The 20,134-nt window shown below is 62.1% G+C and carries 23 protein-coding genes; 7 read left to right on the forward strand and 16 right to left on the reverse strand.

Translation table 11 applies throughout. The features are described 5' to 3' along the window. Window positions 1–43 precede the first annotated feature (43 nt). From AADW23_RS09975 to AADW23_RS10020, 10 genes are all read right to left on the reverse strand, one after another. Window positions 44–2,245, reverse strand: coding sequence for a 3-hydroxyacyl-CoA dehydrogenase NAD-binding domain-containing protein (locus AADW23_RS09975; RefSeq protein ID WP_341860792.1), 2,202 nt, complete (start codon window positions 2,243–2,245; stop codon window positions 44–46). Next, entirely contained in the window at window positions 2,242–3,207 is a 966-nt protein-coding gene (locus AADW23_RS09980; RefSeq protein ID WP_341860793.1) for a hypothetical protein, read from the reverse strand. Before AADW23_RS09980 ends, AADW23_RS09975 begins: the two co-directional genes overlap by 4 nt. A 60-nt stretch (window positions 3,208–3,267) precedes the next feature. Beyond that, complete coding sequence (locus AADW23_RS09985; RefSeq protein ID WP_341860794.1) at window positions 3,268–4,479, reverse strand: acetyl-CoA C-acetyltransferase; 1,212 nt, start codon at window positions 4,477–4,479, stop codon at window positions 3,268–3,270. Window positions 4,480–4,490: 11 nt separating this feature from the next. After that, the gene (locus AADW23_RS09990) at window positions 4,491–4,781 is read right to left on the reverse strand and encodes a hypothetical protein (RefSeq protein ID WP_341860795.1); all 291 of its coding nucleotides are present in this window, start codon (window positions 4,779–4,781) and stop codon (window positions 4,491–4,493) included. An 84-nt stretch (window positions 4,782–4,865) separates the two neighbouring features. Next, the gene (gene yidD / locus AADW23_RS09995) at window positions 4,866–5,390 is read right to left on the reverse strand and encodes a membrane protein insertion efficiency factor YidD (protein WP_341860796.1); all 525 of its coding nucleotides are present in this window, start codon (window positions 5,388–5,390) and stop codon (window positions 4,866–4,868) included. Between the two features lie 82 nt (window positions 5,391–5,472). Continuing rightward, window positions 5,473–6,093, reverse strand: a complete 621-nt coding sequence (locus AADW23_RS10000) for a glutathione S-transferase (RefSeq protein WP_341860797.1) — start codon at window positions 6,091–6,093, stop codon at window positions 5,473–5,475. A gap of 356 nt (window positions 6,094–6,449) precedes the next feature. After that, complete coding sequence (locus AADW23_RS10005; RefSeq protein WP_341860798.1) at window positions 6,450–6,662, reverse strand: hypothetical protein; 213 nt, start codon at window positions 6,660–6,662, stop codon at window positions 6,450–6,452. A 58-nt stretch (window positions 6,663–6,720) separates the two neighbouring features. Further along, window positions 6,721–8,496: an acyl-CoA dehydrogenase C-terminal domain-containing protein gene (locus AADW23_RS10010; protein WP_341860799.1), complete on the reverse strand. Its 1,776-nt coding sequence runs from the start codon at window positions 8,494–8,496 to the stop codon at window positions 6,721–6,723. Window positions 8,497–8,520: 24 nt separating this feature from the next. Continuing rightward, on the reverse strand, window positions 8,521–8,910 hold the full coding sequence (locus AADW23_RS10015; protein ID WP_341864316.1) for a MerR family DNA-binding transcriptional regulator: 390 nt from the start codon (window positions 8,908–8,910) through the stop codon (window positions 8,521–8,523). 384 nt (window positions 8,911–9,294) lie between these two features. Continuing rightward, on the reverse strand, window positions 9,295–9,660 hold the full coding sequence (locus AADW23_RS10020; RefSeq protein ID WP_341860800.1) for a MerR family DNA-binding transcriptional regulator: 366 nt from the start codon (window positions 9,658–9,660) through the stop codon (window positions 9,295–9,297). Window positions 9,661–9,784: 124 nt separating this feature from the next. Here AADW23_RS10020 and AADW23_RS10025 point away from each other — a divergent pair, with 124 nt between their 5' ends. From AADW23_RS10025 to AADW23_RS10035, 3 genes are read left to right on the forward strand one after another with little or no spacing between them, the layout of a single operon-like run. Further along, window positions 9,785–10,222 (forward strand): PaaI family thioesterase, encoded by a 438-nt coding sequence (locus tag AADW23_RS10025; protein ID WP_341860801.1) that lies wholly within the window; start codon window positions 9,785–9,787, stop codon window positions 10,220–10,222. 4 nt (window positions 10,223–10,226) lie between these two features. Further along, a complete protein-coding gene (locus AADW23_RS10030; protein ID WP_341860802.1) occupies window positions 10,227–10,748 on the forward strand; it encodes a PaaI family thioesterase in 522 nt (173 codons plus the stop codon). 6 nt (window positions 10,749–10,754) lie between these two features. Next, complete coding sequence (locus AADW23_RS10035) at window positions 10,755–12,098, forward strand: MATE family efflux transporter (RefSeq protein ID WP_341860803.1); 1,344 nt, start codon at window positions 10,755–10,757, stop codon at window positions 12,096–12,098. Window positions 12,099–12,183: 85 nt separating this feature from the next. On the opposite strand, the gene arsC is transcribed toward AADW23_RS10035, so the two are convergent. From arsC to AADW23_RS10050, 3 genes are read right to left on the reverse strand one after another with little or no spacing between them, the layout of a single operon-like run. After that, entirely contained in the window at window positions 12,184–12,537 is a 354-nt protein-coding gene (gene arsC / locus AADW23_RS10040; protein WP_341860804.1) for an arsenate reductase (glutaredoxin), read from the reverse strand. After that, a complete protein-coding gene (locus AADW23_RS10045) occupies window positions 12,528–13,577 on the reverse strand; it encodes a quinone-dependent dihydroorotate dehydrogenase (protein ID WP_341860805.1) in 1,050 nt (349 codons plus the stop codon). Before AADW23_RS10045 ends, arsC begins: the two co-directional genes overlap by 10 nt. Beyond that, a complete protein-coding gene (locus AADW23_RS10050) occupies window positions 13,578–13,913 on the reverse strand; it encodes a DUF952 domain-containing protein (protein ID WP_341864317.1) in 336 nt (111 codons plus the stop codon). A 124-nt stretch (window positions 13,914–14,037) separates the two neighbouring features. On the opposite strand from AADW23_RS10050, the gene AADW23_RS10055 reads away from it, so the two are divergent. From AADW23_RS10055 to AADW23_RS10065, 3 genes are all read left to right on the forward strand, one after another. Then, window positions 14,038–15,636 carry a 5'-nucleotidase C-terminal domain-containing protein gene (locus AADW23_RS10055; protein WP_341860806.1) on the forward strand — a complete coding sequence of 533 codons (1,599 nt, stop codon included), beginning with the start codon at window positions 14,038–14,040 and terminating at the stop codon, window positions 15,634–15,636. 181 nt (window positions 15,637–15,817) lie between these two features. Further along, the gene (locus tag AADW23_RS10060; RefSeq protein WP_341860807.1) at window positions 15,818–15,985 is read left to right on the forward strand and encodes a hypothetical protein; all 168 of its coding nucleotides are present in this window, start codon (window positions 15,818–15,820) and stop codon (window positions 15,983–15,985) included. A 21-nt stretch (window positions 15,986–16,006) separates the two neighbouring features. Beyond that, window positions 16,007–16,687 (forward strand): SOS response-associated peptidase, encoded by a 681-nt coding sequence (locus AADW23_RS10065; RefSeq protein ID WP_341860808.1) that lies wholly within the window; start codon window positions 16,007–16,009, stop codon window positions 16,685–16,687. Here AADW23_RS10065 and AADW23_RS10070 read toward each other — a convergent pair. Both AADW23_RS10070 and AADW23_RS10075 read right to left on the reverse strand, forming a co-directional pair. Continuing rightward, on the reverse strand, window positions 16,684–17,634 hold the full coding sequence (locus tag AADW23_RS10070) for an SLAC1 anion channel family protein (RefSeq protein WP_341860809.1): 951 nt from the start codon (window positions 17,632–17,634) through the stop codon (window positions 16,684–16,686). The two genes, AADW23_RS10065 and AADW23_RS10070, sit on opposite strands and share 4 nt — an antisense overlap. After that, window positions 17,631–18,191, reverse strand: coding sequence for a carboxymuconolactone decarboxylase family protein (locus AADW23_RS10075; RefSeq protein WP_341860810.1), 561 nt, complete (start codon window positions 18,189–18,191; stop codon window positions 17,631–17,633). Before AADW23_RS10075 ends, AADW23_RS10070 begins: the two co-directional genes overlap by 4 nt. Before the next feature lie 158 nt (window positions 18,192–18,349). On the opposite strand from AADW23_RS10075, the gene AADW23_RS10080 reads away from it, so the two are divergent. Beyond that, on the forward strand, window positions 18,350–19,543 hold the full coding sequence (locus tag AADW23_RS10080) for an FAD binding domain-containing protein (protein WP_341860811.1): 1,194 nt from the start codon (window positions 18,350–18,352) through the stop codon (window positions 19,541–19,543). Here AADW23_RS10080 and AADW23_RS10085 read toward each other — a convergent pair. Then, window positions 19,540–20,124, reverse strand: a complete 585-nt coding sequence (locus tag AADW23_RS10085; protein WP_341860812.1) for a glutathione S-transferase N-terminal domain-containing protein — start codon at window positions 20,122–20,124, stop codon at window positions 19,540–19,542. The genes AADW23_RS10080 and AADW23_RS10085 overlap by 4 nt on opposite strands. Between the last annotated feature and the right edge of the window lie 10 nt (window positions 20,125–20,134).

Consider the following 20,134-nt stretch of genomic DNA (forward strand, 5'->3'; position numbering starts at 1 on the left):
GCCTGATTGCAGGCCCGGCCCTTTCGTTTGACGGGCGCGCCCCTCAGGCGGCCTTGCTGTCCACACCTTCGCCGAAGCGGCCATAGAAGCTTTGACCCTTCTCGGCCATTTCGCGCAGCAGCGCTGGGCATTCGAAGCGCTCGCCATACGCTGCCGTCAACTGGTCACACCGCTCGGCGGCGTAGGGCGTGCCGAGGATGTCGAGCCACGAGAACGGACCCCCGGACCAAGGCGCGAAGCCCCAGCCCAGAATGGCGCCGACGTCGCCTTCGCGGATGTCCATCAAAACGCCTGCCTCCAACGCGCGGACGGCTTCCAGAACCTGCGCGAACAGCAGGCGGTGCTGCACGTCGGTCAACTCGGGCTGTTCGTCCTTCACGTCGTAGCGTTCGCGCAGACCGTCCCAAAGACCGGTGCGCTTGCCCTTTTCGTCGTAGCTGTAGAAGCCCGCGTTGGCCTTGCGGCCCAGACGGCCTTCTTCTTCCATCCAGAAGATCAGCTCATCCGTGGCGTCGTCATAGTTCGGATCACCTGCCTTGGTTGCCCGGGCAATCTTGGCACCGAGATCAATCGAGGTCTCGTCGGTCAGCTGAAGCGGCCCCAGAGGCATGCCGACCAGCTTGGCGGCATTTTCGATCAGGGCGGGCTCCACCCCTTCCTGCAACATCCGCACGCCTTCGTTGACGTAAGGCAGGATGCAGCGGTTGGCGTAGAAGAAACGCTCATCATTGACCACGATGGGCGTCTTGCGGATCTGGCGCACGAAATCGAGCGCCTTGGCCACGGCCACGTCACCGGTTTGCTTGCCCTTGATGATCTCCACCAGCGCCATCTTATCGACGGGCGAGAAGAAGTGGATGCCGATGAACTGTTCTGCCCGCGCGGAGGCTTTGGCGAGCATGGTGATGGGCAGGGTGGAGGTGTTGGTGGCGAAGATGCCGTCTTCCAGCATCGCGGCCTCGGCCTTCTGCGTCACCTCGGCCTTGACCTTGGGGTCTTCGAACACCGCTTCCACGATCAGGTCACAGCCCTTGAGCGCGTCGTAGTCGGTGGTGGCGGTGATCTGGCCGAGCACCTTTGCCTTCTTCTCTTCCGTCACCTTGCCGCGCTTCATGCCCTTGTCGAGGATGCCTTCCGCGTGGGCCTTGCCCTTGTCGGCGCTTTCCTGCGCCGCGTCGATCAGCACAACTTCGATCCCGGCCAGAGCGGAGACATAGGCAATGCCCGCGCCCATCATGCCAGCGCCAAGGATGCCGACCTTCTTCACCGTCTGGTCCGGCACATCGGGGCGGTTTGCGCCCTTCTCCAGCGCTTCCTTGTTGATGAACAGGGACCGGATCATCGCCGAAGACGACGGGTGCATCAGGATTTCGGTGAAGTACCGCGCCTCGATCTTCAGGGCGGTGTCGAAATCCACCAGAGCGCCTTCATAGATAGAGGACAACAGCGCCTTGGCCGCCGGGTAGACGCCCTTGGTCTTGCCGTGGATCATCGCACTGGCGCCCACGAAGGTCATGAAGCCCGCGGGGTGGTAGGGCGCACCGCCGGGCATCTTGTAGCCCTTGGCGTCCCAGGGTTTGACGATGTCGGCGGGGGAGGCGTTTAGCACCCAATCCTTGGCGGCCTGCAACAGGTCTTCGGCCGGGACGACATTGTCGATCAGCTGCGCGGATTTGGCTTTCTTCGGGTCCAGCATCCGCCCTTCCAGCAGGACGGGGGCTGCGGCCATGGCACCGACCATGCGGGAATAGCGGGTGGTGCCGCCCGCGCCGGGGAACAGGCCTAGAAGGATTTCCGGCAGGCCGATCTTGGCCTTGGGGTTGTCGGCCATGACGCGGTGGTGACAGGCAAGCGCGATTTCGGTGCCGATGCCGGCACAGGTGCCGGGGATGGCGCAGGCGATGGGCTTGCCGCCCTTGTTGGTCTTGGGCTCCATGCCCGCGCGTTCGATCTTGCGCAGGATGCGGTGGCCGTTCATCGTGAAGTTGAACAGGCCCTCGGCGGGGTTGTCACCGGACTCGGCCCGGATCGTGGCCAGCACGTTGAGGTCCATGCCACCCGCGAAGGTGGACTTGCCCGACGTGATGACGATGCCCTTGACGGCGTCATCGGCGAGCGCCTGATCGACCAGTTGCTCGCAGGTGTCGAACGCCTCACGCGCCAACACGTTCATCGACTTGCCGGGCACATCCCAAGTAATAACGGCAACGCCATCGGCGCCAATTTCCATGGTAAAGTCGCTCATTTGCGCATCCTTTTCTGAATTTCTCGCATGGTCGGCAGTTTGTCCGTGACCTTGACGGTCGGATCGGAGGGCGTCTCATGCGACAGTGAGTTGGTGACAGAGCTGCATTTCCACTGACCGTCCGCGAACGTCAGCATCATGCGGCTTTTTATCGGGCCAAAGACGATGTCATCGTCTTTGGTAATGGTGGTGTGGTGGTAGCCAAGTATCCGATCCTCCGAGAGGAATTCGGCATAACGCGCGCTTCGGCGCATCCGCGCGGAGCCAAAGTTGTTCAACTGGGTCACGATCAGGTCGAAGAACGCACGTCCATCCTGGGGGGCCGCCACGGTGTGATCGGTGGCGAAGAAATGGGCGGAGAAAGGGAAGGTGAACAGGTCACACCAGCCCTCAAAACTTGGAGAGTTCACGACGCCGTCCAAGGAATTGAGGAACACCTGATAAATCGGCTCGGCCCGTGTCTGGTAACCACGGATATTGGACTTTGCGTCTGCCCATCTTTCTTCAAAACAGCCCGGATCGGACCGCAGAAGCGACAGGGGAAAACGGCTGCCGGTCAGTTCATGATCGGCTTCCGTTACCTTCCAGCCTCCATCCAACAAACGCAGGATCAACCGGTTGCCGTAGGCGGGTATTACCGACGTGGCATTGCGCAGCACATGGGTCGTGTGCCAGCCCTCGATCGTGGTTTCATCCAGGTAACGCGCTTGTTTCACAAGGCGGATGTAGTGGGTCACTTGCTGGGATTTCAGAGCCTGCACGACGCTTGAGACATCGCCGCGCAGGTCTTCGTCCGTCTCCAGAACCGTTTCGTCCGTACCCGTGCGAAAGATGAAGGGCAGGGCAACGTGATCCACGAAACCCGCGACGTCGTCCGCCATCAAGGCAGCAGAGGTACAATCCAGCCAGTCCTGATAAATCAGGTGCGGGTCGCGCATCAGGTCTGGCGGATCAAGGGGCATTGCATCGCTCGTTTCTTGGAAAAAGTGGTGTTCAGGGGCCGTCAGGGGGGCTCTCCCAGATTATACCCGTTCCAGAATAGTGGCGGACCCCATACCCGCCGCAACGCACAGCGTGGCCAAGCCGGTTTCCTTGTCCGCACGCTCCATCTCATCAAGCAGCGTGCCAAGGATCATCGCCCCGGTCGCCCCCAGAGGGTGGCCCATGGCAATGGCACCGCCGTTCACGTTGACCTTTGCATGGTCCACATCGAAGGCCTGCAAGAAGCGCAGGACGACAGCGGCGAAGGCTTCGTTGACCTCGAACAGGTCGATGTCGTTGATGTTCATGCCATTTTCCATCAGGATCTTGGTGGTCACGGGCACGGGACCGGTGAGGTTGATGGTGGGATCGGTGCCGATCTTGGCGTTGGCACGGATACGGGCGCGGGGCTTGAGGCCCCACTTCTCGCCAAACTCCTTGTTGCCGACCAGGATCGCCGCGGAACCGTCAACGATGCCCGAGGAATTGCCGGCGTGGTGGATGTGGTTGATCGCCTCCAGATGGGGGTACTTCATCAAGGCTACCGCATCGAAACCGGGCATTGTCTCGCCCATGTCCTTGAACGCGGGCTTGAGCGAGCCGAGGGACTGCATATCCGTCTGAGGGCGCAAGTATTCGTCTTTATCAAGGATCGTCAGGCCGTTTTGATCGCGCACCGTGATCACCGACTTGTCGAAATGGCCCGCGTCCCAGGCCGCCTTGGCGCGGCGCTGGCTTTCGACCGAATATTCATCGACCTGATCGCGGGTGAAGCCGTATTCCGTCGCGATAATGTCGGCAGAAATCCCCTGCGGCACGAAGTAACTGCCCATGGCAAGTTGCGGATCGACGGCCATGGCGGCACCATCGCTGCCCATGGCGACGCGGCCCATCATCTCGACCCCGCCTGCGATATAGCCGTCACCGGCGCCGCCCTTGATCTGGTTGGCGGCGAGGTTCACCGCCTCCAGACCCGACGCGCAAAAGCGGTTGATGGCGAGGCCGGGGATACTCTCATCCAGGTCCGAAGCCAGCACCGCGGCGCGCGCGAGGCAGCCGCCTTGCTCCATCACCTGGGTGACGTTGCCCCAGATCACGTCTTCGACGGCGTGGCCTTCAAGCCCATTGCGTTCCTTGAGGGTGTTCAGCGTAAACGCAGAGAGCCGCGCCGAGGTGACCTCGTGTAGGGCGCCGTCGCGGCGACCTTTGCCGCGTGGGGTACGGATGGCATCGTAAATATAGGCGTCGGTCATGGGATGATCCTTCAATTCAAGTCGGTAAGGCCGGCATGATCGCCCCAAAGGGCGACAGCGGCGGCGATGGTAATCCCGTTCAGAAACGGGGATGTGCGGGAATACAGTGGAACGGTCTTGGCGCTCTGGGTTTGGCCGATGGCAGGGAACCCGCCCGAAGCATTGGGGGTTAGCGCGGCAGTGGGCGGCCTGCCGCGCAATGCGATCGACACCGCGCCGAGCGCCTTCTGCACGGCCAATGGCACCGCGCCATTGGTGACTGCGCCCAAGCAAGAGCCAATGTTGAGCCGAGCGGACGTCATCGATGCACCTCCCGGAGGGACACGATGATCGTAGCTGCGAGGGGCGGTTGAGCGCAGGCTCCGGTCAAGACAGCGGTTGCCCCATCAGCCGCAAGAGGGGGTGCAATCACACCCGCCGCATCCACCATCGCAAGATGGCGGTGAGCAATCGACTCCGCCGCATCCATCGGCGCCTCCTTCAACAGGGGTGCCAACCTTGTCGGGCGTCGGTTGCGCATCGGCTGACCCAGCCACGCAGAAGGCGGGCAGGGCGAAGAAGCACCAGCCAACCTCGGTGCAGTCGCAAGCGTTGTCGACCCAGCGCCCTGCACGGCTTTCGCGGCGTTTACCCTTGCGGCCCCGGCGCGGTGGGCGGGCATGCTCGTCCGCCCGATCTGCATGAACGGCACAATTGGCGCGCAGGGTTTCGGACGCCAAACGGCAGTCTCGGGACCGTTGCCGGATCGCCGGGATCGCGCCCCAAAGCCCGCTGTCGCGGATCGCGTGCTTGGCATGGCCGGAACAGCCCGTACCGCCGTGCAGCACGGAGTGGGCACAGCGAAATCCCTTGTACGGAGAAATATACCGCTGATACCCCCAGATTGCCCCAAGGGCGAGTTTACTGACCATGGCCAAGCGTCCCGTGGTTGTTTCCGGGAACACTGCCAAGCCGCGCGAGGAGATACTAGGGGGAATGGGGGGGCGAATTGGGTCATGCCGGGAACGCAGGCTCCATCAGGTCATAGGGATGCTTCCAGCCCGGCGTGTCACTGATCCGCGTGAGCCAAGCGTCAATGGCTGGATAGTCCGCGCGGGTGAAGGAGAACGGCTCGTCGTAAAAGAGGTATCCGGCACAGCTGATGTCGGCGCAGCTGATCGCGTCGCCTGCCAGCCAGTCACGTTGGGACAGCTCGCCCTCAAGGACCTTCAGGGCCGCTTTCAGGCGACCCACATGGAAAGCAATGACATCGGCGTTGCGCTTTTCCTCGGGAAGGAAATTCATCAAGAACCGCAGAGGCCCGGCAATGCCCGAGACCTTCTGGTTGTCAAAGATCGTCCAGCGCAGGACGTTGCGCGGCGTATCGCCGGTAAGTTTGCCCGTGGTCTCCATGACCCAATGCTGGATCACGCCCGATTGGGTCATGATCTCGTCCCCGGTATCGAGGACGGGGATTTCCCCCATGGGGTTGATGGCGCGAAACTCTGGGCTGCGGGCCTCGCCGTTGAAGAAATCAACATGGCGCGGCTGCCAAGGGATGCCGGCCAGCTCCAAAGCCAGCGCCGCCTTGTAAGCGTTGCCGCTTTCGCCGAAGCAGTAAAGAACGTTGGTCATTGCATGCGCCTCCCAAGCGTCGCGCGTTGTTTCAAGCGGCTTTGGGGGTTTCACACCCCCAAATGTGACCTTTCCCAAGGGAAAGATCACGCCCCCGTGCGATATTTTTGAAAAGATGAAGGGGCCCGTAACGCTTCGTTAACGCTGAAGCGCCAAAGTGGGGTTGCGGAACAGGCTGCGAAGCCGATGACCGTAAAAGGTGAAGGCGTCGTGTCGTTCAGTGAAGCGCCCCCCGCATGTTTGCGTGAGTCGAGTGCTGCAGAACTTTGGGGAACACTCGGTTCGACACGGCGTACTTCGGCCCTGCTTCATCTTTTCAAAAATATCGAATCCTCCCTGCGCCAAGGGCGCTTTCGTTAGCGTTTTCTGTCTTCCAGCTCAGAGTTGAAGATCCTGATCCGGGCGATGAATTTCTCGTCGTTAAGGACGCTGCCCCAGTTTTCGAACACAAAGGACAGGAACTCTCCCTCATCCAAGCCCGCCTCCTTTGAGAGGCCGCGCAATTTGCGGTAGCCGTCTTCGGTCATCGCGATATTTGTGCGGCGTGTCAGACGTAGGCGTTTCGGCATGGTGTCCCTTTCTGATCCAAGGCGCGCCCTGAGGAAGGGCGCGCCTCGACTATGCCGCTTAGAAGTTGGCCGCGTCCAGCGCCATCACCGCATCTCCGCCCGCTTGAATGCGGGCCAGGTGGGTTGCTGTCATCGGCAGAGTGCGGGTCATGTAGAACCGCCCGGTGGCCAGCTTGGTCTCGTGGAAGACCGGGTCCGAGGTGCCATCGGCTAGCGCCTTGAGCGACGCTTTTGCCATCATGCCCCACATCAGGCCCAGGCAGGTGTGGCCGAAGAGGTGCATGAAGTCGGTGGAGCCGGACAGCGCGTTGTTGGGGTTCTTCATGCCTTCCTGCATGAAGTACATGCCCGCCGCTTGCAGGTCTTTGGAGGCGGCTTTCAGCGGCGCGATGAAGTCTTCCAAGCCGTCGACGTCTGCGTTGTCCTTGCAGAAGCCCTTGACCAGATCGAAGAACGCCATGACGTGCTTGCCGCCGTCTTGCGCCAGCTTGCGGCCTACGAGGTCCAGCGCTTGGACACCGTTGGCGCCCTCGTAGATCATTGCGATACGGGCGTCTCGGGCGAATTGGGACATGCCCCATTCCTCGATATAGCCGTGGCCGCCGTAGACCTGCTGGGCCTGCACGGTCATGTCGAAACCCTTGTCCGTCAGGAAGCCCTTGATCACCGGCGTGAGTAGCGAGATCAGGCCGTCGGCGTCCTTGTCTTCAGAGCGGTGGGCGGCGTCGATCAGCGTCGAGCCCCAGAGAAGGAAAGCGCGGCCCGCTTCGGCGAAGCTTTTCTGCTCCATCAGGTTGCGACGGATATCGGGGTGGACGATCAGCGGATCGGCGGGGCCGTCGGGGTTCTCGGCGCCGGTGACGGCGCGGCCCTGCAGACGGTCCTTGGCGTAGTCGAGCGCGTTCTGGTAGGCGGCCTCGGCCTGGGCCAAGCCCTGCATGCCGACGCCCAGACGGGCTTCGTTCATCATCGTGAACATCGCGCGCATGCCTTTGTGCTCTTCGCCCAGAAGGTAGCCGGTGGCCTCGTCATAGTTCATCACGCAGGTCGAATTGCCGTGGATGCCCATCTTTTCTTCGATCTTGCCGCAGCTTACGCCGTTGCGGTCGCCCAGGCTGCCGTCCTCGTTCACGTGGAACTTCGGCACGATGAACAGCGACACGCCTTTGATGCCCTCGGGGCCGCCCACGATCTTGCCCAACACCAGGTGAATGATGTTGTCGGACATGTCGTGTTCACCGGCGGAGATGAAGATCTTCTGGCCAGTGATCTTGTAGGAGCCGTCGTCTTGCGGCTCGGCCTTGGTGCGCATCAGGCCCAGATCGGTGCCGCAGTGGGGCTCTGTCAGGTTCATGGTGCCGGTCCATTCGCAGGTCACCATCTTGGGCAGGTATTTCGCTTTCTGCTCGTCAGAGCCGTGCACCAAGATGGCGGAGGCCGCGCCGTGGGTCAGGCCCTGGTACATGGTGAAAGCCATGTTGGCGGAAGAGAACATCTCGCCGACCGCCGTGTTCATCACGTAAGGAAGCCCCATGCCGCCGAATTCTTCGGGCATGTCGATGCCGGGCCAGCCGCCTTCGGCCATCTGGTCAAACGCCGCCTTGAAGCCTGTGGGCGTGCGCACCACGCCGTTTTCCATCACACAGCCTTCGGTGTCGCCCACCACGTTCAACGGGGTCAGGACCTCGGACGAGATCTTGCCGGCTTCTTCAAGGATGGCGCCGGTGAATTCCCGGTCCAGATCGCCGTAGCCGGGGGTCTGAAGGTCCGAGATGTTCAGCACGTCGTGCAAAATGAACTGTGTGTCTTTCGTCGGGGCGGTGTAGCGCGGCATTGGTGTCTCCCTTGGTGTTTAGCGTCAGGCGGCGGACTCTTTGCTGGTCAGCATTTCCGTCACCAACGTCATCTGGTTGCGCAGCTCGTCGATGGCTTCATCAAGTTCGGCGCGTTGTTTCTCCATGTCGGCAAGGCGGGCTCGGGCAATGGAAAGCGTGCTGACAAGCTGCGTTTGTTGGCTATCGTCTACGGTGTAGAGGTCCAGCAGCTGCCGGATCTCTTCCAGCGAGAACCCAAAGCGCTTGCCGCGCAGGATCAATTTCAGGCGGGCACGGTCGCGACGGGTAAAGAGGCGGCGCTGACCTTCCCGGATGGGGTGGAGCAATTCCTTGGACTCGTAGAAGCGCAGGGTACGAGGCGTGACGTCATAGGCATCACACATCTCGCGGATGGTCATGGTTTCGGTTGTCATTGTGTCGGTCTCACTAAGATCAAACATTACATTCAATACCCCATGTGCGAGTCATGGGCATAGTCTACAAGGATGGGTGACGTTTACGTAACTCGGACGTTGCGTCACTCCGAGGCTTACGAAAGGTTAACTAAGTTGCCCCTACGTCCCGAGCAATTTTCGCTCAGCTCAAAAGCACGCTCTGTGCTGTTCTTTTATGGTTGAATGCGGTGCATTCACTGGGGTGCAGACTACCTAGAGGGGACCTAAAGGTTAATGACCGGAGGGCAATGCCAAACACTATAGCTATGCGCTGACCGGGTAGCGCATATGCCGAATTGGCTATGCTCAGACGTGTCACGGCACATCTTGGTCGACATAAGTGGGGGAGTTAGTTGAGCGCGCCTAGATCGAGACAGAGGCGTCGCGCAGGGATTTTAGCTCGGAAATGATTTCATCCAGCTCGGCGCGGCGGGCGTTGAGCTCTTCCAGCTGACGGTCCGCCTTGGCGATCCAGACATCGCGCTGGCCTTCCCAGCCTTCACCGCGGTCGTAGATTTCCAGCCATTGGCGAATTTCTTCGAGGGAGAACCCAAACCGACGCCCGCGCAGGATCAGGGTCATTCGGGCGACCTCACGGGGGCCATAAAACCTTGCGCGTCCTTCACGCTCGGGCGAGAGGAGTTCAATATACTCATAGTGACGCAACGTCCGGGGCGTGACCTCGAACCTTGCGCACATCTCTTTAAAATTGAGCCGATCCTCGGCCATGATCATCCGTTCCTTCCAGTTTCCGGCGCCAGTATGCCGCGAGTTGCGCGGGTTGTTAAGTAAAACCCCTTGCGTCCCAACAGGCAGAGCGCGACATCTAAGGGATGTAACGCAAGAGGGGCCCATGGCGAACGAGTTTACAGCAGGCGACAGGGCCAATCTGGTGCGGCAGTTCATTGAGACGATGCCATTTGCCAAGGCTTTGCAGATGAAGATGGAAGAAATGGCCGACGGCACGGCGGTGATTTCGATGCCCTATTCACCGGAGATCGTTGGCGATCCGGCGACAGGCGTGATCCATGGCGGCGCGGTGTCGGCCCTGATGGATACCTGCGGCGGTGCTGCGGTGATGTGCCACCCGCGGACCAAAGCGGCCACGGCGACCTTGGATTTGCGCATCGACTATATGCGTCCCGCCACCCCCGGAGACCGGATCACCGCCCGCGCCCATTGCTATAATGTCACGCGGTCCGTGGCGTTCGTCCGGGCCGAGGCCTTTGACGGTGACGCAAGCCGCCCCGTGGCCTCGGCCACCGGCGCATTTACCATGGCGGGGGGATAAGGATATGGCTCGACCCCGCCCGGAACCCGTTCACGTCGTCAAAGAACGCCGAGACCGCGCCCTTGCGGCGTTGGTGTCGGGGGTGCCGTATATCTCGACCATGGGGATCAGCTTTGATCGTCGCGGAGATGAATTGACGGCCGTTCTGAATTACCAGGACAAGTTGATTGGAAACCAGTTGTTGCCGGCGATCCACGGGGGGGCCACGGCCTCGTTCCTGGAGGTCACGGCAATCGTGGAGTTGGGGTTTCATCTGTTGTGGGACGAGATCGAGACAGGGCGATTGGATGCCGACAGCCTGACGCCCGAGACCTTGCCCGGTATGCCCAAGACGATTGATTTTACCGTAGATTACCTGCGCGCGGGTCTGCCACGCGATGCCTACGCGCGCGCGACGGTCAACCGATCGGGGCGGCGCTATGCCAGCGTTCATGTGGAGGCGTGGCAGGACAATCGCCAGAAGCTGTTTGCCCAGGCGACGGGACATTTCCTGATGCCTGCCAGCAAGGATAGCGGGACAGGTTAGGGGCCGATGACCACGCCAGCCGCTGCCAGCACCCCGCCGCAACCTCTGACCCACAAGCGGATCCTGAAGATCGCTCTGCCAATCGTGGTGTCCAACGCAACGGTGCCGCTGTTGGGGATCGTGGATGTGGGCGTTGTGGGGCAGATGGGCGACGCGGCCCCGATTGGGGCCGTGGGCATCGGTGCGATCATCCTGACCAGCGTGTTCTGGATCTTTGGCTTTCTGCGCATGGGCACCGTCGGCTTGGTGGGACAGGCCGAGGGGGCGGGGGATCTGGCCGAGGTTTCGGCGATCTTGACGCGCGCGCTGATTGTCGCCGGGGGCGGGGGGCTGGTGCTGATCGCGGCTTATCCGATAATCGTCTTCGCCGCGTTTTCGTGGGAGCCCACGACGCCCGAGGTCGAGGCGCTGGCCCGACAGTATCTGTTCATTCGTATCTGGACCGCGCCCTTTGCGATTTCGGTCTATGCGCTGACGGGCTGGTTGGTTGCGCAAGAGCGCACCGGGGCGGTCTTTGCGGTGCAGTTGATCATGAACAGCATCAACATCGCGCTGAATTTCCTGTTTGTCCTGGGCTTTGGCTGGGGCGTGGAGGGCGTGGCCCTGTCCACGGCGATTGCCGAGATCATCGGCGCGGGCGTGGGCCTGTGGTTTTGCCGCAATGCATTTGCACGGCCCGCATGGCGCGATTGGCCCCGGGTGTTTGACCGGGTGCGCCTGATCAAGATGGCGTTGTTGAACGTGGATATCCTGATCCGCTCGGCGCTGTTGGTGGCGATGTTCACCTCGTTCACGTTTCTGGGCGCCCAGTTTGGAGAGGTCACATTGGCGGCCAATGAGGTGTTGATCCAGTTCCTCTACCTGACCGCGCACGCCATGGACGGCTTCGCCTTTGCCGCAGAAACCTTGATCGCAAGGGCCTTTGGGCGCGGAGATCGGGGGCGTCTGCGCCGCTCGGCTGCGATGACGTCGGTTTGGGGATTGGGCACATGCGTGGCCCTTGGTGTGGCGTTTTGGTTGGGGGGGCCGTGGTTGATTGATCTGCTGGCCAAGGACCCAGAGGTGCAGGCGGCGGCGCGGTCGTATCTGCCGTGGATGGTGCTTGCCCCGGTGGCCGGCTGCGCGGCCTGGATGCTGGACGGGGTCTTCATTGGCGCCGCACAGGGACGCGATATGCGCAACATGATGATTGTGAGCGCGGTCATCTATGTGGCGGCGGCGGCGGTATTGATCCCATGGCTGGGAAATCACGGCGTCTGGGCGGCCTTGTTGGTATCGTTCGCGGCGCGGGGTGTGAGTTTGGGCACGCGCTATCCGGCGTTGGAGCGTATGGCGGGGGCCGGTTCTTGAGTTGTATTTGCCAAGATGAAGCAGGGAGCCGGTGGGCGATCGCGTGCGTTTGCGCGTGGGGCCGGTGCGTGGTGCCAGTGGCGGATTAGAGGAGCGTGTCCAGAGCCTCGGTCGGGCGGCCAATTTTGGCCGACGTGGGGGTGGAGAGGATCGGGCGTTCGATCAGGATCGGGTGGTGCACCATGGCTTTGATAAGTGTGGCATCGTCGGCGTCTTTGAGGTTTTGGTCTTTATAGATGCTTTCGCCCCGGCGCATCATGTCACGCGGGGGGAGGGCGAGTTTGGAGAGCAGGTCTGTGATCTCGGCCTCGGAAGGGGGCTCTTTCAGGTAGAGGCGCAGGGTCGGCTCTATGCCTGCGGCTTGCAGGTGGGCCAGGGCGGCGCGGGATTTGGAGCAGCGCGGGTTGTGCCAGAGGGTGAAGGGGGGTGTTACGTCCATTCGGAAACTCCTGTGCCGACGGCTTGGGCGACATTTTCGAAGCCATCGCGTTGCAGGCGCGCGTCGAGCCCTTGAGCGATTTTCGTCACCATGGAGAGGCCCCCATAGACGAGGCCCGTGTAGAGTTGCACGGCAGAGGCCCCGGCGCGGATTTTGGCGTAGGCCTGTTCCGCATTGGCCACGCCGCCGACCCCGATGAGGGGCAGTTTGCCTTCGGTCAGTTGCGACAGGCGGGCGAGGGTGCGGGTGGATTTTTCAAACAACGGCTGCCCGGAGAGCCCGCCTTGTTCGCCGCCGTGGCGGCTTTGCAGGCCAGTGCGATCCAGCGTCGTGTTGGTGGCGATGATGCCTTGGAGGTGGCCGCTTTCGAGGGCGACTTCGGCGATGTCGGCCAGTTCGGCCTCGGACAGATCGGGGGCGATCTTGAGGAAGAGGGCAACGCGGGTGTCGGTGCGGGAGGCGTCGACCTGTTCGATGATCGCGCGCAGGGCTGCTTTGCCTTGCAGGTCGCGCAGTTTCTCGGTGTTGGGGGAAGAGACATTGATTGTGGCGAAATCAATGTGCGGTGCGCAGGCGCGGAAGACCTGGGCGAAGTCGGCGACACGATCAGAGCTGTCCTTGTTAGCGCCGAGGTTGAGGCCGATGGGGATTTCGCGGGGGAGGCCATCGAGGCGGGCGGCGATGGCCTCCATCCCGTCGTTGTTGAAGCCGAAGCGGTTGATCGCGGCGCGGTCCTCGGCAAGGCGGAAGAGACGCGGGCGCGGGTTGCCGGGTTGGGGGCGCGGGGTGGCGGCACCCAGTTCGATAAAGCCGAAGCCTGCCCGTTGCAGGGGCCCCGCGACGGTGGCGTTCTTGTCAAAGCCTGCGGCAAGGCCGACCGGGTTGGGCATCGCCAGCCCGGCGATCTGGGTTTGCAGCCGGGACGAGGTGAACGGCCCCGCGACAGGGCCGAGGCCCGCCTTCAGGGCCAGCAAGGCAAGGCCATGAGCCCGTTCTGGATCCATACAACGCAGGAGGGGGAGGCCCAGTTTTTCCAGCATCTACAGCCCCTCGGGGAAGATATGGGTGCCGTTCTCGAACGGCAGGGGCTTGTGCCAAACCACGTCGGCCAACCGCAAGGGGCCATAGAGGTGGGGGAACAGCGCCCCGCCCCGTGAAGGTTCCCATTTGAGGCCATCGCCAAGAGTGTCGGCATCGAGAGCGGCAAGCACCAAGCCGTCCACATCGGCGAAGTATTTCGCCGCCGTCTCTGCGGCCTGCTCGGCAGTGGAGAAGTGGATGTAGCCATCGGCCATGTCGATCGGCGCGCCCGAGGTTTCGCCTTGTGCCTGAAGGGCGGCCCATTCGTCCGCCCGCAATATCTTGAAAATCATCATGGGCGTCGTTTCCCCCGCAGGCGTCGCTACGTCAAGTGTCACCGTCTCGTCATCTAGCGCCTTTACTTGGACGTGACACGCGGCCAAGCTGCGACCAGTTCAACAATAACTTGGGGAGAATTCCATGCTTTCTCGTATTCTGGGCTCGACTGCCATGATGGCGGGGCTTGCTGTTGCGGCGCCTGTTGCGGCGGACACAACGCTGCACCTGCTGCACATTAACGATCTGCACAGCCGTATTCAGCCGATCAACCGCTTTGATTCCACCTGTAGCGCCGAAGATGACGCCGCGGGCGAATGCTTTGGCGGCGTGGCGCGCGTCGCCACCGCGATCAACACCCTGCGCGGTGAGTTGGAAGCCGCTGGCGAAAACGTCCTTGTTCTGGATGCGGGCGACCAGTTCCAGGGCTCTCTGATGTACACCACCTACAAGGGCGACGTGGAAGCGGAGTTCATGGAGGCGATCGGCTTTGACGTCATGGCCGTGGGCAACCACGAGTTCGATGACGGCCCCGAGAACCTTGCCCGCTTCGTTGAAATGACCAGCTTCCCGATCATTTCGGGCAACCTGGACCTGTCGCAGAGCAACGTGTTGACCGACGAGATGATCCCCGACCATGTCGTGCTGGATGTGAACGGCGTGCAGGTCGGCATCGTCTCGGCCCTGGCGGTGGATACGGCGGAAACGTCGTCGCCCGGTCCCAATGTCATCTTCCAGGACGAGGTTGATGCGCTTCAGGCAGATGTGGATGCGCTGACAGAGCAAGGCGTGAACATCATCATCGCCCTGACCCACGTGGGCCTGCCAGCCGATATCCGCATTGCGGAAGCCGTGACAGGTATTGATGTGATCGTGGGCGGCCATTCGCACACCTATCTGTCGTCCTCGGACCCGGACCGTGCGGGCGCATATCCGACGATGGCAACCAACCCCGATGGCGACTTCGTGCCAATCGTGCAGGCCTATGCGTACTCCAAGTATCTGGGCCACCTGGAGGTGACGTTTGATGACGACGGCAACGTGGTCTACGCCTCGGGCGATACGATGGTGCTGGATGCGTCCGTGACGCCCGACCCGGAAATAGCGGCCCGCGTGGCCGAATTGGGCGGCCCGATTGAAGAGGCGATGTCGGTTGTGATCGGCGAAACCTCGGACATCATCGACGGGTCACGCGATACCTGCCGGGCGATGGAATGCCCGATGGGCAACCTTGTGGCAGACGCCATGCTGGAGCGCGTGCGCGAGCAGGGCATTGACGTGGCGATCCAGAACGGCGGCGGTCTGCGGGCCACCATCGACGCGGGCGAAATCACCATGGGTGAGGTCTTCACCGTGCTGCCGTTCCAGAACACGCTGGCCACGTTCCAGCTGACCGGCGCGGGCATCGTTGAAGCGTTGGAGAACGGCGTCAGCGCCGTGGAAGAAGGCGCAGGCCGCTTCCCGCAGGTGTCGGGCATGACCTACACCTATGATCCTGCGGCAGAGCCCGGTTCGCGCATCGTTTCCGTCGAGATCGGCGGAGAGCCGCTGGACCCAGAAGCCACCTACGGTGTTGTGTCCAACAACTACATGCGCGGTGGCGGTGACGGTTATGCCAGCTTCACCACAGCCGACAATGCCTATGACTTTGGCCCCGGCCTGGAGCAGGTGGTGGCGGATTACATCATGGCGGCAGAAGGCTACACACCCTACACCGACGGGCGCATCGCTGCCGTAGAGTAAACCTCTACCTGACGGAAATTTAATCAAATTTGATCGGCGCGGGGCAACCTGCGCCGATTTTCATTTGCTATGCAACCCGCGCAATCCGGGTCTTCCGAAACGCATACTGGTCCATTTCGTTAGCGCTATCATATTGGGTGTCAGAGACCACAAGCCACCTGACAACGATAGGAATTGCACCATGGCTAACTTGTTCAAAGACCTCCGCGTGGCCGCCCAAAAACGTGCCGCATACAACCGTACCGTCGCCGAAATCTCGGCTCTGCCCGTAGAACTGGCCGTTGAAGATCTGGGTCTGCACCCGGAAGACGCCCACAAGATTGCGCTGCGTTCGGTTTACGGCCGCTGAAATACCGGGTCTATTGGGGCCATGTGTGGCCGAATGACGATGACCCATCCCAACGACGCTATGGCGCAGCTGTTTGAGGCGGCGCCGGCAAACGACCTCCCCCATGTGCCGAATTACAACGTCTGCCCCACGAACGCGGTGGCCGTCGTCACGGCGCGGGCGGGGGGCGCAGAAAGCGCCGACAGGGCGTTTCGCCCCATGCGATGGGGATTTGTGCCCCATTGGTACAAGAAGCCCAATGACGGCCCCCTACTTATCAATGCCCGTGCGGAAACGATTGCCGAGAAACCGGCGTTTCGCGCCGCCGTGCGCACACGGCGGTGCCTGATCCCGGCGACCGGATTCTATGAATGGACCAAGGGCGAGGATGACGCGCGACTGCCGTGGTATTTCTCGCGCCCTGACGGTGCGCCGATGGTGTTCGCCGGGATTTGGCAGGTCTGGGACAAGGGGGAAGAACCGTTGACCACCTGCGCCATTATCACGACCGGCGCCTCTGATTGGATGGCAAAGACCCATCACCGCGAGCCCGTGGTGGTCGCGCCCGAGGATTGGGCGACGTGGTTGGGGGAAACCGCTGCCAAAGCCGCCCCCCTGATGCGCCCCGCACCTGAGGGCGCGTTTCAGCGTTGGCGCGTGGACCGGGAAGTGAACTCGAACCGTGCCCGCGGGGCAGGGCTCATCGCTCCGCTTGCGGCCTAGTCCGGCTGGAATAGCGCCCCAGAGATAATGGCCCGAACGGTGTGGATCGTCAGCACGGCGAGCGCCAAGGCCAGCGCGATCAACAGGCCATAACCCAACACCAGATGCAGCGTTGATCCCGTCAGCTCCGCAAAGCGGAAGCTGGCGGTTGTGATCGCGGCCAAGGGAAAGGACAGGGCCCAGAATGACAGGGCAAAGGGCAGGCGCAATAATGCCGGCAATTGTAGCGCGACAAGGGCTGTGAAGAAGTAGCCAAGGTTGATCAACATCCGCCCCCCCGCGTCGAGGGTGCCATCGTGAAACGCCACCCAGGTCAAGAATGCCAAGGCGGGCGGCGCGATCAGGATCACGATGGTTGGGCGCAGCTTTTCGGGCAGGGGGTCGTGGAAAATCAACCGGTTGAAGACAAGCGTGAGAAGTACGAGCCAGAATAAGAGGCCCACGGCGAAGAAGTACCAGCTCAGCTCAACATAGCCCAAGGGGATGCCGCCAAAAGGCGCCATCACGTTGCCCACCGCAGGGATGAACCACGCGGGCGAAAGCTGCCCCGGCCCAAACGCCCGGTGGCTGATCCAGGCGGAAATCACCACCAACGTCAGCACGCCTTGGGACGTGGCCCCGAGCAGCCAGATGACATGGGCCGCGTCGGGCAGAAGCGGGTGCAGGAACGTCGCCATCAACAGCGCCGAGATGCTCGCCGCCGGAAAGAACGCCAGCTTTACCGGGTGGTGCCATTCGGCCTCCATCGCCTTGGGATGGCGGATCATCTTGACGACGAACAAGACAATCAGGCCAATAAACAGCACCGAGCCAAGGGCACCGACCGCAACCGAGATCGCGTCCAACCCCGCCGCGCGGGTCGCAAGCGAGAGGCCAAAGACCCCCATGGCGGTGGTGAAAAGCGCAATGGGCGCATGGGCGAGTTTGCTATGGGGCGCGGCGGTCATGGGGCGGCGTCCGCAAAGGGAGTGGCGGCGAGATTGGCGGCAATATCACCGTCGATTGGCACCGAGAACGTGTTCACGATGAAGCCCAGGGTGGAATAGAAACCGACCGTGGCGAACAGATCCAACACGCCTTGCGAAGTGACCAAAGATGTCAGCTCTGCCAAGGTTTGCGGGGTCAAACGGGCGTTGGCCAAAACCTCATCCACGGCGCCCGCGATTGTGGCGTCTTCCGGGTCCATCGCCTCGAGCGGGCCGCGCAGGGTCGCGATCCTGGCGTCCGAAAACCCCAAGGCGCGGGCCCGGTCCACATGGTGGGCCCATTCGTAATCGGAGTTCAATGCAACGGCGGCCCGCAGGATCACCACCTCGGACCGGACCCGGCCAAGGCTGGTGTCCAACACCACATGTTGCCGCAGGTTGGCCCAAGCCAGCACCAGAGCCGGATGATGGGCCATGGTGCGGTAAACATTAAGCTTTCCGGCAAAGGCATCGTCGAGATCGGCCAAAACATCGGGCCAAGCATTGGCGGGAATAGGGGCCAGATTGGGGTGTGTCATGTCAGCTGTCCTGCGCGTGCGTGCCCGGTTGAGCAGTCGGGGTAAGCGGATCGGGGCGGTGAAATTGCGACTTGGCATAGCAATTATGCCCCATGGCTCGCCTTTTAGTTATAGGGTGATAAATAAGAAGGGAAGCGGCTAATCCAGAGGTAGGTTTCTTGACGCGAACAGTGGCAATTATCGGTGGCTCGATTGGCGGGCTGTTCGCGGCGGCGACGCTGCGAAATGCGGGGTGGAACGTCAAGGTGTTTGAGCGCTCCTCGGTCGCCTTGGCGGGGCGCGGGGCGGGGATTGTGACCCATCCCCAGTTGCTCGACGCGCTGACAGAGGTGGGGGCGGATACATCGGACCTTGGCGTACTGGTCTACGACCGGGTGGCCTTTGACCGCGACGGCGCCCCCTGCGCAACGCTGCCCTATCCGCAAATCGTGACGTCCTGGGACCGGATGCACCAGACGTTGCGCCGATTGATCCCGGACGCGTCTTACCACTTGGGCGAATCCTTGGTGAGCTATTCGGAGGATGCCGAGGGCGTCTCATTGACCTTTGCCAGCGGGGCAGAGGAGCGGGTGGATATGCTGGTGGGCGCCGATGGCTTCCGCTCGGCCGTGCGGGGGCAGCTTTTGCCCGAGGTGCAACCGCAATACGCGGGCTATGTCGTGTGGCGGGCCTTGGCCCCGGAGGCCGCCCTGTCGCCGCAAATTCGCGAACGTCTGTTCAACGTGTTCGGCCTGTTCCTTCCCACGGGTACGCAGATTGTGGGCTACCCGATTGCCGGGGAGAACAACGACCTGCGCCCCGGTCATCGGCGCTATAACTTTGTTTGGTACGTGCCCTGTGCCGCCGATGATCTGGATGCGATGCTGACCGATGCAAGCGGCAAACGGCATGGCATTTCCATTCCGCCGCCACTGGTGCGCGATGAGGTCGTCGCCGAGATGGAGGCGAAGGCCGAGCAGGTCCTGCCCGATGTGTTCCGTCATGTGCTTCGCCAAAGCGAACGGCCCTTTTTCACGCCGATCTACGACCACCTGTCCCCCGTTTTCGCGCGGGGCAGGGTGGCACTGGCCGGCGATGCCGCTTGCGTGGCGCGGCCCCATGTGGGGATGGGCGTGACCAAAGCGGCCCAAGATGCCCTGGCCCTTGCGCGGCATGTGAGCGGGGATGTGGAGGCGGGCCTACAGGCCTATTCGGAGGAGCGCGCGCGCGCCTCCCGCGCCGCCTACGCGCGGTCGCAGATGCTGGGGCAATTCATGGCGCAAGCGCCCGAACACGGCGACCCGATGGATGGGCGCCATAACCCCCATATGGCAGAGATCATGCGCCAGACGGCCGTGGCGGATTTCGATTAGGCGCGCAGTTCCTCGTAAGATGTCATGACCACGGCGCGGTAGGCGGGCCGCGTTTGCAACTGTTCGTACCACCGCGCGACCTGGGGGCTAAGGGGATCACACAGATCGCAGGCGCGCACCATCATCGCGCCTGCCGCGATATCGGCCATGCCAAAGCTGTCTCCGCCAAGCCACTGGGTCTTGCGCAATTGCCATTCCAGGGGTGCCACGGCGGCCAGAAACGTGGCCTTCAATGCCTCGGCATCCTTGGTGCGATCTGCCGGAGCGGTGCGGACAAGCTCATAGAACATTTGCAGAAAGGCTGGTTGCAGGGTGGAGGTGGTGTACTCCATCCACTGGTCAGCCAAGGGCGGCACACCCCCGGCAAGGTGCCGCAAAATGGCATGGCTTTCCCACAAGGTCAGATCACCGTCTTGCAGCACCGGCACGCGGGGCACGGGGGTCATCACTTTGAACGTGGCTGTATCGGTGCCGCCGTATTTCCCGCCAACAATATGATGGTCGAACGGCACTGCACTTTCGGACAAGGCCCACAGGACTTTCTGCACATTGACCGAACTTGGCCGCCCCCAAAGGATCATCGGATCACCT

Origin of the sequence: Gymnodinialimonas sp. 57CJ19, assembly GCF_038396845.1 — a bacterium.
Classification (GTDB): Bacteria; Pseudomonadota; Alphaproteobacteria; order Rhodobacterales; family Rhodobacteraceae; genus Gymnodinialimonas.